Below are 14607 nucleotides of genomic sequence, written 5' to 3' on the forward strand. Positions count from 1 at the left end.
GAGAGCGGCGCGCCCGATCGCACGGGCCGCGACCCGGCGGTCCCCCACGGCGTGCGCGGCGGCCTCGTCGGCGCAGCGCTCCAGCGCGTATCCGAGGGGGGCGCGCAGAGCGCGCAGGGCCGGGTGGCAGCGTGCGGACAGTTCGGCGGCGACGAGGTACAGGTGGTGGTGACCGGCCAGGTGGGCGCGTTCGTGGGCGAGCAGGGCCTCCCGCTCGGCGGGGTCGAGGGCGTGCAGCATGCCGGTGGTGACGACGATCCGGCCGGGGCTGCCGGGCCGTCCGGGAAGCGCGTAGGCGTCCGGTCGGCTGTCGTGCAGGACGGCCAGCTCCTCCCCGTCGCTCCGGGCCGGGCGGACCCGCTGGAGCTGGGCCCAGTGGCCGCGCACCGCACGCGCCACGGCGGCGGCGCAGCCCGCGATCAGGGCCAGGGCGGCGGCCGCGAGCGGGACGGCCGCGGCCGGTGCGGCCGCGGCGAGGGGATGGACGAAATCGCCGGCCGCCGCGACGGCGGACAGCCGGCCGGCACCGGGAATCACCAGCAACGCCAGGGCGATCAGGGTGCACAGCGCGAGGCCGGCGCCGGTCGCGGCGAGGAGCCGCACGGCCCGTGCGGGGGCCAGGGCGTCGGCGAGCCGACGGGCGGCGGGAACGACGACGAAGGGCACCAGCAGCGGAACCCACACGGCGTAGATCACCGGGTGTCACCGTCGAGGAGATCGCGCAGCAGCCGCTCGTCCTCGTCCGTGAGCTGGGAGACGAACCGGGCCAGTACCGTGCCGCGGTCCTGCTCCTTGCGCAGTTCGCTGTGCATCCGGCGGGCGGTCAGTCCGGCCACGTCCTCGGTGGGCGTGTACGCGAACCCCCGCCCGGACCTGCTGCGGGTGACCGCGCCCTTCTCGTAGAGGCGCGACAGGATCGTGGTCACGGTGGTGCGGGCCAGTTCCGTCGCGACGGCACTCTGGACCTGGCCGGGGGTGAGCGGGGTGCCGGCCGCCCAGAGGGCGGCGAGAATCGTCGACTCCAGTTCGCCGGAGGGACGTCGCTCGGCGGCAGCGCGTTCGCGGCCGGGCGGGCCCGCAGCCGGTCCGGCGGGGCCGCCCTGCGGTCCGGGAGCGGTCGGCGGCATCGGTTCGGAGGCCGGCGCGCCGGACGGGCGGCGGGCGGATTCCCCGCCCGATATCCCGTTCGCCTGGGACATGGGAACTCTCCTCCCCGTTCGGGCGTCTACAGTGATGTAGACCGTCTACACCACTGTAGTCAGTCGGGCGTTCCCGCGGAGCCGCCCGCTCACCATTATGGGAGACCCGCCACCGTGTCCGTACTTTCGTCGGCCCCGCCGCCCCTGGCCGTGAACCTGCTGGATGCCGGTTCGCTGCTGAGTACGTTCGGCGCGCTCGGCATCGCCGTCGTGCTCTTCGCCGAGACGGGGCTGCTGGCGGGCTTCTTCCTCCCCGGCGACTCCCTGCTGTTCACGGCAGGTCTCCTGTGCGTGCCCGGCACGCACGGGCCGGTCGGACTGTCGTTGCCGCAGGTGCTCACGGCCGCGACGGCCGGTGCACTGCTCGGCGCCCAGACGGGCTACTGGATCGGCCGGCGCGGCGGCCGGGCGCTGCTCGCCCGCGGCGGCGCCGAACGGCTCCGCCAGGGCGCCGCGCGCGCCGAGGGGCTGCTCGCCAGGTACGGCCATGGCCGCGCCATCGTGCTGGCACGCTTCGTCCCCGTGGTGCGCACCGTGCTCAACCCCCTGGCCGGGGCGCTGGGCGTCCCGGTGCGGTCGTTCACCCTGTGGCAGGCCGTCGGCGGGGTGGCCTGGACGGCCGGACTGGTCCTCGCCGGGTACGGCCTGGGCGCCTCCGTGCCGAACGTCGACCGGTACCTGCTGCCGATCGTCGCCGTGGTGGTCGCCGTCTCCCTCATTCCGCTCGCCGCCGAACTGGTCCGCTCCCGCGCCCGGCGCACCACCGAAGGAGATGCACCTTGATGCCGCTCGCCTCCGCCGCCTCCTCGATCGACGGCGGTTTCTACACGTGGGTCACCGAACTGGCCCAGCGTTCACCGGCCCCGCTGGACTCGGCCGTCCGCATCTGGTCGGACTACGGACCGGCCCTGTTCGCCCTGCTCATGCTCGTGGCCTGGTGGCGCTCCCGCACGGCTGATCCCGCGCGCACCGCCATGGCCCTGTGCACCCCCCTGGTCGTGGTGGCCGCGTATCTGGTCAACGACCTGGTCAAGTCGGTCATCCACGAGCAGCGGCCCTGCCGGACGCTGCATGTCGTGACGGTGGAGGCATGTCCCGCGCCCGGTGACTGGTCGTTCCCCAGCAATCACGCGGCCATCGCGGCGGCCGCGGCGGCGGCGATCTGGCTGAGCGACCGACGGCTCGGGGCGGTGGCCTGTGTCGCCGCGCTGGCGATGGGCGCCTCCCGGGTCTGGGTCGGCGCGCACTACCCGCACGATGTGATGCTCGGGCTGCTGGTCGGCGTCCTGGTCGCCTGGCCGCTGACGCTCGCGGCCCGCCGCTGCGCGCCCGCGGTGGTGCGGTTGCGGGACAGCCGGCTGCGCCCGCTGGTGGCGGCGGGCTGAGGGGGGAAGCGTGGCCCGCAAACATGTCTCGCGCCCGGACCGAAGGCGCACCTTCACCTCCGGGCGGGCCAGGCGTTCACCCGAGACGGGCCATGACCGGAACACTCAGGGGCGGTCGACGGGCGAAACCGCGGGCACGTGAACCCACGAGCGGTGGGTGACCATCCCCTGCGGGACGCACCCGGGGCGGGCCTCCGGCCGGGCCCGTGCACCGGGCCGGGCCTTACCGCCGGCGCAGGCGGATGACGGCGCGGCCGCCGTCCAGGTCGACGGTGGAGCGGTGGGGCGGGGCACCGTCCTCCTCGTCGTCGCGCAGCAGCAGCGCGCTCCGGCGTTCCTTGAGCTCGCTCTGCTTGCCGGGGGAGAACGTCGCGTGCAGCTGCTCGAATCCGGTGGCCGAGATCTGGCCCTGGCGGGCGCTGTTGCGCCACGGCAGCAGGCCGGCCTTTCCTGCGCGGAGCAGCAGCTGGTCGACGAAGGCGGCGAGGGTCAGGCCGATCACCAGTCCGGGCAGCGTCATCATGGCGGCGAATTCCATGCCCCGAGTATCCGTCCCGGGCGGTGCGGTGCGCATCGGCCGCAGGTACGACCCTGCGGACCGGCGCACGCTGTGCGACGGCCCGCAGGGTCGTGGGGCTCGAGGGCAGGGGCGGTCAGCCGTTGGGCAGAATGACCGCCCGGCCGTTGATCTTGCCCTCGTGCAGCCGTTCGTAGGCCAGCGGAGCCTCGTCCAGAGAGTACGTCTCGACGTGGACGTTCACGGCGCCCGCGTGGGCCAGTTCGAGGACCTCGGCCAGTTCGGACCTGGATCCCCAGTACGGGGCGGACACCGTCGTGTTGAACGGCAGGGAGCCGAAGCCCACGGGAAGGGCTCCGCCGCCGATACCGACGATCGTCACGTCGGAGTCGATCGCGGCCGCGGCGCCGGCCGTCGCGACGGTCGGCGGGGCGCCGACGAAGTCCAGAACCACCTGGGCACCGATGCCGCCCGTGAGCGCGCGGATCCGCTCCGCGGCGCGCTCGTCGGAGAGGACCGTCTCGTGTGCGCCGACGGTGCGGGCCAGGGCGAGCTTGTCCTCCGTGACATCGAGGGCGATGACCCGGACCGCCGTCAGGGCGCGCAGCAGCTGGATGGCGACGTGGCCGAGGCCGCCGGTGCCGATGACGACGGCGGTCGCGCCGGGGACCAGCTTCGGCAGGGAGCGCTTGATCGCGTGGTACGGGGTGAGGCCGGCGTCGGTGAGCGGCACAGCCTGCACCGGGTCGAGGCCGCCCAGCGGGACCAGGTGGCGCGGGTCGTCGACGATCATGTACTCGGCCATGGCGCCGGGAGATCCCAGGCCGGGCGGGTTGATGCCCAGCTCCTGGGCGCGCAGGCAGTAGTTCTCCTTGCCCTCGGCGCACTTGACGCACGTACCGCAGCCCCACGGGCCGTAGACCGCGACGGACTCGCCGGCCGAGAACCCGGTGACGCCGTCGCCGAGGGCGGCGACGGTGCCGACGCCCTCGTGGCCGAGGGTCAGGGGCAGCGGGTAGGGGAACTGGTCCGCAGGCCAGCTCATGACGGCGATGTCCGAGTGGCAGACGCCTGCCGCGGTGACCTTCAGCAGCACCTGCCCGGGTCCGGGCTCCGGGTCGGGAACGTTGACGACCTCGGGCGCGGCGCCGATGGTGCGGTACTGGACGGCTTTCATGGGGTCCTCCTTGACCTCTCCTGCTTACTTTCTCGCCCCCCTGCCCCCCGGCCGCCACTCAGGCGGCTGAGTAGCCGCCGTCCACCAGGTGGTAGCTGCCGTGGATGAAGGAGGCGCGGTCGGAGAGCAGGAAGGCGGCGAGTTCCGCCACTTCCTCCGCCGTGCCGAGGCGTCCCGCCGGGTGCAGCGCGATCAGGTGGTCGCGGGCCGGACCCTCGGTGTCGCGGAGCAGCGGGGTGTCGATGAAGCCGGGGCCCACGGCGTTGACGCGGACGTTCTGCGCGGCGTACTCCAGGGCGGCCGTCTTGGTGAGGCCGACGACTCCGTGCTTGGCGGCGACGTAGGCGGGCGAGCCGGCGAAGCCGTTGGTGCCGAGGATCGACGACATGTTGACGATGGCGCCGCCGCCCGCGGCGACGAGGGCGGGAAGTTCGTAGCGCATCGAGTAGAAGACGCCGCTCAAGTTCGTGGCGACGACGCGGTTCCAGTCCTCGACGGCGTACTCGCCGGTCGGGCTGCTCGGGCCGCCGATGCCGGCGTTGTTGACGGCGAGGTGCAGGGCGCCGAAGGTCTCGACGGCGAACCGCACACCCGCTTCGACGGAAGCGGGGTCGGTGACGTCCATGGCCACCGCGGCGGCCTTGGCGCCGGTGCTCTGCAGTGCGGCGACCGCCTTGCGGGCGCTCTGCTCGTCGTAGTCGGCCACGACGACGGACGCGCCGGCCGCGGCAAGCCGGTGGGCGAGCGCGAGGCCGATGCCGGAGGCTCCTCCGGTGACGAGTGCGGTGCGGCCGGCGAACTCCTGCTCGGCGGGGGCGGTGGTGGTGGTGCTCATGATGGTGCGTTTCCTTCCGTGGTGCTGCGTGACGCCGGTCCGGCGGGGGCCTGCGTGAGCAGGTCTGCCGCGAGGGCGTCGAATGCCTGCTCGACGAGTCGGGGCAACTCCTCGGGACGGCCTCCGCGCACCCAGGCGGCCTGGGCTGCGAGGAGCGCGCCGGCTCCGGCGGCGACTGTCACGGCGGCGCGGATGTCCTGCCGGGGGTCGGCTCCGAGCCGTTCGGCGACGATGGCGACCGACTCCTCCTGGGCGTCCACGCGGATGTGGTGGAACGCCGCGTAGAGGGTCGGCTCGCGCTCGGCGAGGACCAGCAGTTCGAAGATCCTCGGGCGGCGGTGCCAGGCCTCCGCCTCGGGGTCCGCCAGCCAGTCCAGAACGGCCCGGCGGTAGGCGGTGAGAGGGGGTTCCCCGGCGGGGCGGGCCCGCAGGGCGTCGTTGATCCGGTCTCCGTCGCCGCGGACCGAGTCCAGAACGGCGGCCTCCTTGCTCGCGAAGTACCGGCTGAACGTGCGCCGGTCGACGTCCGCGTGGGCCGCGATCTCCTCGACCGTCACGTCCCTCAGACCCCGGTCGAGCACGAGCTCGAAGGCGGCCTGGGCCAGCGTGTCCCGGGTCCGGCGCGCCTTGCGGCTCCGCCTCTCCGGGGTCGTCCGTTCCCGATTCATAACTGCACCGTACACCTAAAAATGTCCCACCGCGACAAACGTCGCGTTGGGACATGTGGCTCTCGGGGGTGGGTGGTTCCGGGTGCCGCCGCGGGCCGGGGCAGGGGCCGGGCCGTCAGCGCCCGCCGCACGTCTCCACGGTGCGTCGCGCGCCGTGGCCCGGCGTCGTGATCAGCTCGTGGCCGCCCGACGGCGTCCGGCGCAGTGCGAGCGCGGCGATGTCGTCGCGCCGTACGCCTCCGGAGAACTCCTCCAGGTCGGCGCTGAGCGCGTCGAGCAGCTCACGGGGGCACAGGCGGGCCCAGCGGCTCAGCCGGGTGTCCAGCGGGTAGAAGGTCCCGGCCGCGTCACGGGCCTCGGTGACTCCGTCGGTGAACATGAGGAGCGTGGCGCCGGGCGGGAAGTCCAGCCATTCGGTGAGACGGGCGTCGCTGCTGAGCTCCGCCATGCCCAGCGGGACCGACGTACGGCGCAGCGGGACCGGGGACGCCACTCCGTCGTGCAGGAGCCGGGGCGGTAGATGCCCGCAGTTGACGGCCTGCACGCGCCCCTCGCCGTCGAAACCGAGGACCAGAGCCGTGACGAAGCGCTCGATCTCGCCGGTCTGCGCGGAGAAGGCGTTGTGCCGGGCGACCGCGTCCTCCAGGGCGTCGACGACTCCGGTCAGGGAGGGCTCGCGAATCGCCGCCTCCCGGAAGGCGCCGAGTACGGCGAAGCCGGCCCCGATCGCCGCGAGCCCCTTGCCCTGGACGTCCCCGATGATCACACGCGTGCCGTAGGGCGACTGGACGACCTCGTAGATGTCGCCGCCGACCAGCCGGTCCTCCTCGATCGGCGCATAGGTGCCGTGGGCGACGACCTGGTCGGTCAGGATGGGCAGCGGACGCAGGATCTGACGCTGGAGTGCGACGGCGGCGGAGCGGAGCCTGGCGATCTCGGTGGCGTGGCGGATGCGCAGCGCGCAGGCGCCGACGCCGAGGAAACAGGCGAGCACCGTGAAGACGACGCTGCTGGTGATGTCCCAGAACGTCCCGCCGGTCACGATCCGCGAGGTGACGGCCACCGCCATGATCCAGGAGGCCACACCCACCGTCTGCCGGATCGTCGCGAAGACCGAGACGAGTGCCGGCACGACGACCAGCAGCGGCACGAGGCGCAGGTCGTCGCCGGACCCGATGTCGAGCAGGACGATCAGCGCGGTCAGCAACGCCAGACCACCGAACAGTGCCCGGTTGCCGACGCGCGGCGCCCGGACGGCGGCCTCGCTCGCTTCCGTATCCGTGAGCTCTGCTCCACGCGTCGTCGACAGGTGCCGGAGCCCGATGGTCACGGCCGCATTCCTCCCGGGGTCTGCGCCGGACCGGCCCCGGCGTTCCCTCCGAGTACACCCCGGCAGCGCCGGGTGGCACACGAGGCTTACGGCCTCACCCGCCACGCCGAAGGTCCCGGAAGCGGCGCAGGCCTCGGCCTTCGGCCGCCCTGCGCGGGCCGAAGCCGAGGCCCGTCCTCCCAGCTCCTCAAGTCCCCCGAAAGCCCCCGGATCAGCGAGCGGCCCGCTCACGCACCTCGCCCCGGACCGTGCCGGGCACGCGCGCGGGAGGGTCCTGCGGGACGATCGCCGACAGGAACGGCGTGTGGCGGCGCAGCGCGAAGCCGAGTGACTCGTACAGCCGGACGGCGTTGGTGTTGGAGGCGGCGGCGTGCAGGAACGGGGTGTCGCCGCGCTCCCGGATCTCGTGCGCGACGGCCCGCACGAGTCCGCCGGCAAGCCCCTGACCGCGCACCGACTCGTCCGTGCAGACGGCGCTGATCTCGCTCCAGCCGGGCGGGCGCATGCGTTCCCCGGCCATGGCGACCAGCACCCCCTCGCGCCGCACCCCGAGGTAGACGCCGAGCTCGATCGTGCGGGGCTCGAACGGGCCGGGCCGGGTCCGTGCCACCAGGTCCAGCATGTCCGGCACATCGGCCGGGCCGAGCCGGACGGCCTCCGGGTACGGTGCCGCGTCGACTCCCGCGTCGACGAGCTGGACGCCCTCCGCGTCGAAGACGACCTCCCAGTCCTCGGGCGGCGGCTCCGTGAAAGCGGTGATGGTGACGAGACCGCCGGGTCCGGCGAGCGCGGCCGCGTCGGCCCAGTCGGCGGGACCGGGCCTCTCGGGCAGGGCGACCCAGGGGGTGACGTCCGGCGGGTAGCGCAGGACGCGGCCGCGGTGCTCGGTGAAGTGGGCGTGCGGCCCCCGCAGCGCCGAACCCACCGGGTCGTCGAGGGGGTGCGCCGCGGTGTCGGGACGTCCTGGGCCGGTCATGCGGTCACCTCGATCACGGTCTTGCCGAGGGCGTGACCCTCTTCCACCAGGCGCAGGGCGTCGCCGGCCGCGGCGAGCGGGTACGTCCGGGTGATGTGCGTGCGCAGGGCGCCGGCGACGAAGAGGTCCGCCACCGCGTCGAGCACCGCGGCGGTGCGGGCCCGCTCGACGGGCGACCCGCCGAGTTCGGCCACGAGTGCCTTGTCACCGGCGCTGATCAGCGCGGCGGGGTCGGCGAGCAGCGTGGCCGCCTCGCGCAGCGTGTCACCGCCGGCCAGATCGAAGACCGCGTCGATGCCGCCGGGCGCCGCCGCGCGTACGCGGTCGGCGAGTCCCGGGCCGGATTCCACGTGCACAGCGCCGAGCGAGGCCACGAACTCCTTCTTGGCCGCGCTCGCGACGCCGACGACATGGACGCCCGCGTGGCGTGCGAGCTGCACCGCGGCGCTTCCCACTCCGCCGCCGGCCCCCGTGACGAGCAGCGTGGCCCCCGGAGCGAGGCCGAGCTGACGCACCCCGTCGTAGGCCGTGGCCGCCGCGACCGGCAGCACCGCCGCGTCGGCGAACGGGAGCCCGGCCGGCTTGTGGGCGGTCACGGCCACGGGCAGCAGGGTGTGTTCGGCGTACCCGCCCGTCAGCGGATTGCCGAAGACCTCGTCCCCGGCCTCGAACCCCTCGACACCGGGGCCGACCGCCTCCACGACCCCCGCCGCCTCGCTGCCGAGGACGACCGGAAACGGCTTCGGCGCACTGCCGGGACGGAGGTATCCCCTGCGCAGCTTCCAGTCCACCGGGTTGACCCCGGCCGCCCGGACGGCGACGAGAAGTTCCCCGGGTCCGGGGACCGGAGGGTCCTGGTCGACGAGGGCCTCCACCTCCGGCCCGCCGTTGCGGGTGAACACGTACGCCTTGGACATGGGCTTCCTCTCCGTTCGTGGCACGGGCGGCCGGGCCTGACGCCGACTGCCCCACGAGCGGCAAGTCCGCCCGGCGCGCACGTATTCCCGGGAGCCGGGTGTGTTCACGGGGCCGCAACGAACCCGGGGAGGCGAGGAGGTCCCGGGCCGGAGTCCGCCGGGCGTGCCGGTGGCGGTCGGCGGGGTTCCGTCCCCGTCGCCGGGCGGTCTGCCGGGGCCGCGTCGATCGGACCGGCGAGCGGCGACGGCGTCGCCCGGGGTCAGCCGGATGTGGGGCGCAGCACCAGGGTGACGAAGCCCCAGGTCTCCCGGTAGACCCGCAGCCATTCGGTGCGCCGGGTGGCCGCGGTCTCCAGCACCTCGGCGCTCCTGGGATCGGCCGGGTTGTCCAGCGCCCAGGAGGCCAGCGAGCCCCAGCACGCCCACTCGTAGGCGTCGAGTTCGGCGCGTGAACTGACGTGGCCGTGCACGGGCGTCCAGCCGTCGGCGGCGACCCGGTCCAGGGTGGTCGCCAGGTCGGCGAACTCGCCGAGCATCTCCACGGCCTCCGGTGACGGCTCGCGTTCCCAGAAGCCGTCACCGATCAGGACGCGGCCTCCGGGAGCCAGGTGCTTGCGCGCGGCGGCGAGGGTCGGCAGCAGTCCGCCGAAAACATGCGCGGCCCCGACGCTGAGGACGAGGTCGAACGGTTCCGCCGAGGCGAAGGCGGCGCCGTCCTGCCGGTGCAGGACGAGGCGTTCGCGTACGCCGAGGCGGTCCGCCGCCTCCCCCGCCTGCTGGAGGGAGCCCTCGGAGATGTCGACGCCCTCGGCCCGCAGGCCGGGATGCCCGGTCAGGGCGCGCAGCAGCCACTCCCCTCCCCCGCACCCCAGATCGAGCGCTCGCGCGTCACCACGCGGGACCGCGTGGTCCAGGAGTCCGCTCACGGAGTCGTCGGCGAGCGGCGCCTTGATCGGGTGGCCGGCATGGGCAAGGGCGGAGATCTCGTCATGATTCACCGGAGCAGCCTGTCAGCGACCCCACCCCGCACGCACACCCTTTTCGGTGCCGTCCGATGTCTCCGGGTACCTGAGCCGGTGCCACGGCTCAGCCACCAGCCGACCGGCCCGGCCGCGGCTCGGCCGACACCCCACCCGCCCGACCGCGGCTCGACCAGCAGGCAGCCCACCCCCGGCCACCCCCGCCGCACTCGGCCGACAGCCGAACCGCCCCTCAGCCACCGTCGATTTCGACTCAACCTTCTGCCGGATATACGTCGGCCTGCTCCCCTGCGGGGGTGGCTGTGGCACTCTGGTGGCGACCGCCCCACCGGGCTCCCCCGTACCGGTGGGGCGGTTCTGCGTCTCCGCGCCGGGCTCAGCCGAGGCGGCGAAGCGCGCTCGGCCCACGCCTGGGGCACCCCGGGTCCCGGCTGTTGACGGGGTGTCAACGAATGAATTTCTGTTGATGTGCATGAGAGTGTTCTGACGGGGCAGGCGTCTACACCTCATGGCCTACCACCAGGGAGCGTGAAGAGATGACGGCGCACACTACGCGGACTGCCGGTGCGGAGCGAGCGGAGAGTGCGGTGCCGACGGCACTGGTCGGCGCCGGAACGGCGACGGAAACCGTCGCCGGGCAGGGGGCGTTCACGGGCGCGGGGTCTGCCGCCGCGGACCTCGGTGAGCTGCCGTGGATCGAGGACGCGGGCAAGGTCGCGCCCACCGACGCGCGCGAGCTGTCCCGGCTGTTCTTCGACCGGCTCCAGGTACTGGAGGAGGGGACGCCCGAGCATCAGTACGCGCGGAACACCCTCATCGAGATGAACCTCTCGCTCGTCCGGTTCGCCGCCGGCCGGTTCAGGAACCGGGGCAGTGGCGACATGGAGGACATCATCCAGGTCGGCACCATCGGACTGATCAAGGCCATCGACCGGTTCGACCTGTCCCGCGAGGTCGAGTTCACCTCCTTCGCGGTTCCGTACATCACCGGGGAGATCAAGCGCTTCTTCCGTGACACCAGCTGGGCGGTCCATGTCCCCCGCCGGCTCCAGGAGTTGCGGGTCGACATCGCCAAGACCAAGGAGACGCTGGCCGGCGAGCTCGACCGCGACCCCACCGTCGCGGAGCTGGCCGAGCACCTGGGCCTGAGCGAGGCCGAGGTCACCGAGGGCATCGTGGCGGCCAACGGATACACCGCGGGTTCGCTGGACATGCCGGCCGCCACGACGGACTCCGGGCAGCCCAGCGCGGCGGGGCGGACCTTCGCCGATATCCTGGGCAGCCCGGATCCCGCCATGGAGACGGTCGAGAACCTGCACGCACTGGCCCCGTTGCTCGGGGACCTGGACGAGCGCGAGCGGCGCATCATCGACATGCGGTTCGGCCAGGAGATGACCCAGGCGCAGATCGGCGCGGAGCTCGGCATCTCACAGATGCACGTCTCCCGGCTGATCAGCCGGATTCTGCGCAGGCTCCGTGAAGGGATGTTCGTCGAGGAGTGAGCGGTGCGAGGGGGGCTCCCGGCCGAGGCGGCCGGGAGCCCCCCTCGGCGTTTCCGCACGCCCGTACATTGCGGCCCGATGAATTCGGCGCGGGCCCGCGTCCTCGCCCGTCGCCCGCCCCGCCTCTCGGCCCGCTCCTCAGCGAACGGCACGTCCGCGCAGGTCACGGCGGCGAAGTACGCCCCCTCGCGAGGTAGCGGGTCCGGTCCTCCCGTGTCGCCGACAGGCACCTCAGCCGCACGAGGAGCTTGTTGACGCCCTCCTGGCCCACTGGCACGCTCTGCCGCATGCCCGCGACTCCGGTTCTCTTCTCGCGGCGCCACGTCGATCTGGGACGCCTCGCGTCCGCCGCGTGTCGCCGCGGCCCGCGCCGCTCCCCCGCGCCGTCGGCCGGCTGATCCCCGCCGGCGCGGCAGCGAATTCCGCGCCGTCGGCAGCCTGATCCCCGGCGCCGGCGCAGCGACGATTCCCGCACCCCGGCCCCGATGCCCGGCCGGGTCCGGCCACGGACCCCCGCCCCGGCCACCGGCCGGCTCCGCTCCGTACGAGAACCGCAGAGGAACCACCATGAGCCAGCCCGTCGACTCCGTCACCGCAGGTCACACCCCCGAAGACGCAGAGCGTCAGCGAACCGTGGCCGCCTGGTCCTTCGAGACCAAGCAGATCCACTCCGGGGCCGCTCCCGACGCGGCGACCGGCGCCCGGGCGGTCCCGATCTACCAGACGACGTCGTTCGTCTTCCGCGACACCCAGCATGCCGCGGACCTGTTCTCGCTCGCCGAACCCGGCAACATCTACACCCGGATCCACAACCCCACCCAGGACGTGCTGGAGCAGCGGATCGCCGCCCTGGAAGGCGGGGTGGCCGCGGTGGCGCTCGCCTCCGGGCAGGCGGCGGAGACCCTCGCCCTGCTGACGCTGGCCGGAGCCGGCGACCACATCGTCTCCTCCACCTCGCTGTACGGCGGTACGTACAACCTGCTGCGCCACACGCTGCCCCGGTTCGGCGTCGAGGTGTCGTTCGTCGACGACCCGGACGACATCGACGCATGGGCGGCCGCGATCCGGCCGAACACCAAGGCGCTGTTCGCGGAGACGCTCGGCAACCCGCGCGGCGACGTCCTCGACATCCGGGCGGTCGCCGACGCGGCGCACGCGGCCGGGGTGCCGCTGATCGTCGACAACACCGTTCCCACCCCCTATCTGCTGCGCCCGATCGAGCACGGCGCGGACGTCGTCATCCACTCCGCGACGAAGTTCCTCGGCGGGCACGGCACCACGATCGGCGGGGTGGTGGTCGACGGCGGTACGTTCGACTTCGGGGCGCACGCCGAGCGGTTCCCGGACTTCAGCTCCCCCGACCCGAGTTACCACGGGCTGCGCTACTGGCCGGACCTCGGGCCCAGTGCCTTCGCCGTCAAGCTGCGGGTGCAGCTGCTGCGCGACCTCGGGCCGGCCCTCTCGCCCCACTCCGCCTTCCTGCTGCTGCAGGGCGTGGAGACGCTGAGCCTGCGGCTGGAGCGGCACACCGCCAACGCCCTGGCGCTCGCCGAGTGGCTGGAGGGCCGGGACGAGGTGTCGGCCGTCCACTATGCGGGGCTGCCGTCGAGCAGGTGGTACGAGGCGGGGCGCCGCTATCTGCCCCGTGGCGCCGGAGCGGTGCTCTCCTTCGAACTGCGCGACGGGGTGGAGGCGGGCAAGCGGTTCGTGGACGCGGTCGAGCTGTTCAGCCACCTCGCCAACATCGGTGACGTACGGAGCCTGATCATCCATCCCGCGTCGACCACGCACAGCCAGCTGACCGAGGAGCAGCTGACCGCGACCGGGGCCACCGCGGGACTGGTCCGCCTCTCCGTCGGGCTGGAGAACCTGGACGATCTGAAGGCCGACCTGGAGGCCGGGTTCCGCGCCGCGAAGGCCGCGTCCTGAACCGGATGGCCCTCTCCTCCGCTCCCGCCCTCCCGCCGGCCACGGGCGGCCGGCGGGAGGGGGATCCGCCCGGCCGCCGTTCCTGGGTGCGGGCGAACGGCCCGCTGCCGCTCGAGTCGGGCGGCGCCCTGCCGGATGTCCGGCTGGCGTACGAGACCTGGGGCCGGCCGGCCCCCGACGGTTCCAACGCGGTCCTGGTGCTCCACGCCCTGACCGGGGACAGCCATGTGGCCGGGCACGCCGAGCCCGGGCACCCCACGGCGGGCTGGTGGGACGCCTTGGTCGGACCGGGCAGGGCGCTGGACACGGACCGGTGGTTCGTCGTCGCGCCCAATGTGCTCGGCGGCTGCCAGGGCAGTACCGGCCCGGCCTCCCGGCGGCCCGGAGGAGGCCGGTGGGGCGGCGACTTCCCCTACCTGACGGTCCGTGACCAGGTCGCCGCCGAGGTGGCACTGGCGGACGCACTCGGCATCGGACGATGGGCGGCGGTGATCGGCGGGTCCATGGGCGGCATGCGCGCACTCGAATGGGCGGTGGGCCTGCCGGAGCGCACCGGGGCGCTGCTGGTTCTGGCCGCACCCGCCGCGGCCTCGGCGGAGCAGATCGCCTGGGGGTCGCTGCAGATCTCCGCGATCCGCTCCGATCCGGGCTGGCGCGGCGGCCACTACCACGACGCGGCACCCGGCGAGGGGCCGCACCGGGGGCTCGGTCTGGCGCGCAGGATCGCCCATGTCACCTACCGCAGCGAGCCGGAGCTGGCCGCACGGTTCGGCGGGGCGCCGCAGCCCGGTGAGGATCCGTGGCACGGCGGGCGGTACCGGGTGGAGTCGTATCTCGACCACCACGCGGCCAAGCTGGTGCACCGCTTCGACGCCGGCAGCTATGTGACGCTGACCGGCGCGATGAACGGGCACGATGTCGGGCGGGGCCGCGGGGGTGTCCGGCAGGCGCTGCGCCGGGCCCGGATGCCCGCGCTCGTCGCCGCGATCGACTCGGACCGGCTGTATCCGCCCGCGCAGCAGGCCGAGCTGGCCGCGCTGCTGCCGGGAGCCGACCGGCTCCGGACCGTGGAGTCGCTCCACGGTCACGACGGGTTCCTGACCGAGACGGACCAGGTCGGCGCGCTCGTACGGGAGTTGCTGCCCGACCAGCCGCCTCTGGGTCACTGACCCGACGAGCCGCTTCTGGGTCG

The 14607-nt window shown here is 73.8% G+C and carries 15 protein-coding genes; 5 read left to right on the forward strand and 10 right to left on the reverse strand.

Annotation, left to right across the window (positions count from 1 at the left end; all coding sequences use genetic code 11):
* Together E6R60_RS15500 and E6R60_RS15505 are read right to left on the reverse strand one after the other, a co-directional pair.
* Nucleotides 1-696: M48 family metalloprotease (locus E6R60_RS15500; protein WP_136327135.1), on the reverse strand; the 696-nt coding region annotated here is incomplete at its 3' end.
* Nucleotides 693-1025, reverse strand: coding sequence for a BlaI/MecI/CopY family transcriptional regulator (locus E6R60_RS15505; protein ID WP_240802594.1), 333 nt, complete (start codon nucleotides 1023-1025; stop codon nucleotides 693-695). The genes E6R60_RS15500 and E6R60_RS15505, both read right to left, overlap by 4 nt.
* Nucleotides 1026-1313: 288 nt before the next feature.
* Between E6R60_RS15505 and E6R60_RS15510 the strand changes: the two genes are divergently transcribed.
* Nucleotides 1314-1982 carry a DedA family protein gene (locus tag E6R60_RS15510; RefSeq protein WP_240802581.1) on the forward strand — a complete coding sequence of 223 codons (669 nt, stop codon included), beginning with the start codon at nucleotides 1314-1316 and terminating at the stop codon, nucleotides 1980-1982.
* Nucleotides 1982-2584, forward strand: coding sequence for a phosphatase PAP2 family protein (locus E6R60_RS15515; protein WP_136327136.1), 603 nt, complete (start codon nucleotides 1982-1984; stop codon nucleotides 2582-2584). Before E6R60_RS15510 ends, E6R60_RS15515 begins: the two co-directional genes overlap by 1 nt.
* Before the next feature lie 223 nt (nucleotides 2585-2807).
* Here the strand turns inward: E6R60_RS15515 and E6R60_RS15520 are convergent, their stop codons facing one another.
* From E6R60_RS15520 to E6R60_RS15555, 8 genes are all read right to left on the reverse strand, one after another.
* Nucleotides 2808-3122 (reverse strand): DUF6191 domain-containing protein, encoded by a 315-nt coding sequence (locus tag E6R60_RS15520; RefSeq protein ID WP_136327137.1) that lies wholly within the window; start codon nucleotides 3120-3122, stop codon nucleotides 2808-2810.
* Nucleotides 3123-3237: 115 nt separating this feature from the next.
* Nucleotides 3238-4278 (reverse strand): NAD(P)-dependent alcohol dehydrogenase, encoded by a 1041-nt coding sequence (locus E6R60_RS15525; protein WP_136327138.1) that lies wholly within the window; start codon nucleotides 4276-4278, stop codon nucleotides 3238-3240.
* 58 nt (nucleotides 4279-4336) lie between these two features.
* The gene (locus E6R60_RS15530; protein WP_136327139.1) at nucleotides 4337-5113 is read right to left on the reverse strand and encodes an SDR family NAD(P)-dependent oxidoreductase; all 777 of its coding nucleotides are present in this window, start codon (nucleotides 5111-5113) and stop codon (nucleotides 4337-4339) included.
* Nucleotides 5110-5781, reverse strand: a complete 672-nt coding sequence (locus tag E6R60_RS15535) for a TetR family transcriptional regulator (RefSeq protein ID WP_136327140.1) — start codon at nucleotides 5779-5781, stop codon at nucleotides 5110-5112. The genes E6R60_RS15530 and E6R60_RS15535 overlap by 4 nt, the downstream gene beginning before the upstream one ends.
* A 115-nt stretch (nucleotides 5782-5896) precedes the next feature.
* Complete coding sequence (locus E6R60_RS15540) at nucleotides 5897-7111, reverse strand: PP2C family protein-serine/threonine phosphatase (RefSeq protein ID WP_206309428.1); 1215 nt, start codon at nucleotides 7109-7111, stop codon at nucleotides 5897-5899.
* A 211-nt stretch (nucleotides 7112-7322) separates the two neighbouring features.
* Nucleotides 7323-8087: a GNAT family N-acetyltransferase gene (locus E6R60_RS15545; RefSeq protein WP_136327141.1), complete on the reverse strand. Its 765-nt coding sequence runs from the start codon at nucleotides 8085-8087 to the stop codon at nucleotides 7323-7325.
* On the reverse strand, nucleotides 8084-9004 hold the full coding sequence (locus E6R60_RS15550; RefSeq protein ID WP_136327142.1) for an NADP-dependent oxidoreductase: 921 nt from the start codon (nucleotides 9002-9004) through the stop codon (nucleotides 8084-8086). The genes E6R60_RS15545 and E6R60_RS15550 overlap by 4 nt, the downstream gene beginning before the upstream one ends.
* A gap of 260 nt (nucleotides 9005-9264) precedes the next feature.
* Nucleotides 9265-10002, reverse strand: coding sequence for a class I SAM-dependent methyltransferase (locus tag E6R60_RS15555; RefSeq protein WP_136327143.1), 738 nt, complete (start codon nucleotides 10000-10002; stop codon nucleotides 9265-9267).
* A 518-nt stretch (nucleotides 10003-10520) separates the two neighbouring features.
* Between E6R60_RS15555 and E6R60_RS15560 the strand changes: the two genes are divergently transcribed.
* The 3 genes from E6R60_RS15560 to E6R60_RS15570 all read left to right on the forward strand — a co-directional run bounded on the left by E6R60_RS15560 (nucleotide 10521) and on the right by E6R60_RS15570 (nucleotide 14584).
* The gene (locus tag E6R60_RS15560; protein WP_136327144.1) at nucleotides 10521-11486 is read left to right on the forward strand and encodes an RNA polymerase sigma factor SigF; all 966 of its coding nucleotides are present in this window, start codon (nucleotides 10521-10523) and stop codon (nucleotides 11484-11486) included.
* Nucleotides 11487-12053: 567 nt separating this feature from the next.
* The gene (locus tag E6R60_RS15565) at nucleotides 12054-13415 is read left to right on the forward strand and encodes a bifunctional o-acetylhomoserine/o-acetylserine sulfhydrylase (RefSeq protein ID WP_136327145.1); all 1362 of its coding nucleotides are present in this window, start codon (nucleotides 12054-12056) and stop codon (nucleotides 13413-13415) included.
* Nucleotides 13416-13420: 5 nt separating this feature from the next.
* Nucleotides 13421-14584 carry a homoserine O-acetyltransferase gene (locus E6R60_RS15570; protein ID WP_136327146.1) on the forward strand — a complete coding sequence of 388 codons (1164 nt, stop codon included), beginning with the start codon at nucleotides 13421-13423 and terminating at the stop codon, nucleotides 14582-14584.
* Nucleotides 14585-14607 lie beyond the last annotated feature (23 nt).

It is taken from the genome of Streptomyces sp. A0642 (assembly GCF_004795105.1).
GTDB lineage: Bacteria > Actinomycetota > Actinomycetes > Streptomycetales > Streptomycetaceae > Streptomyces.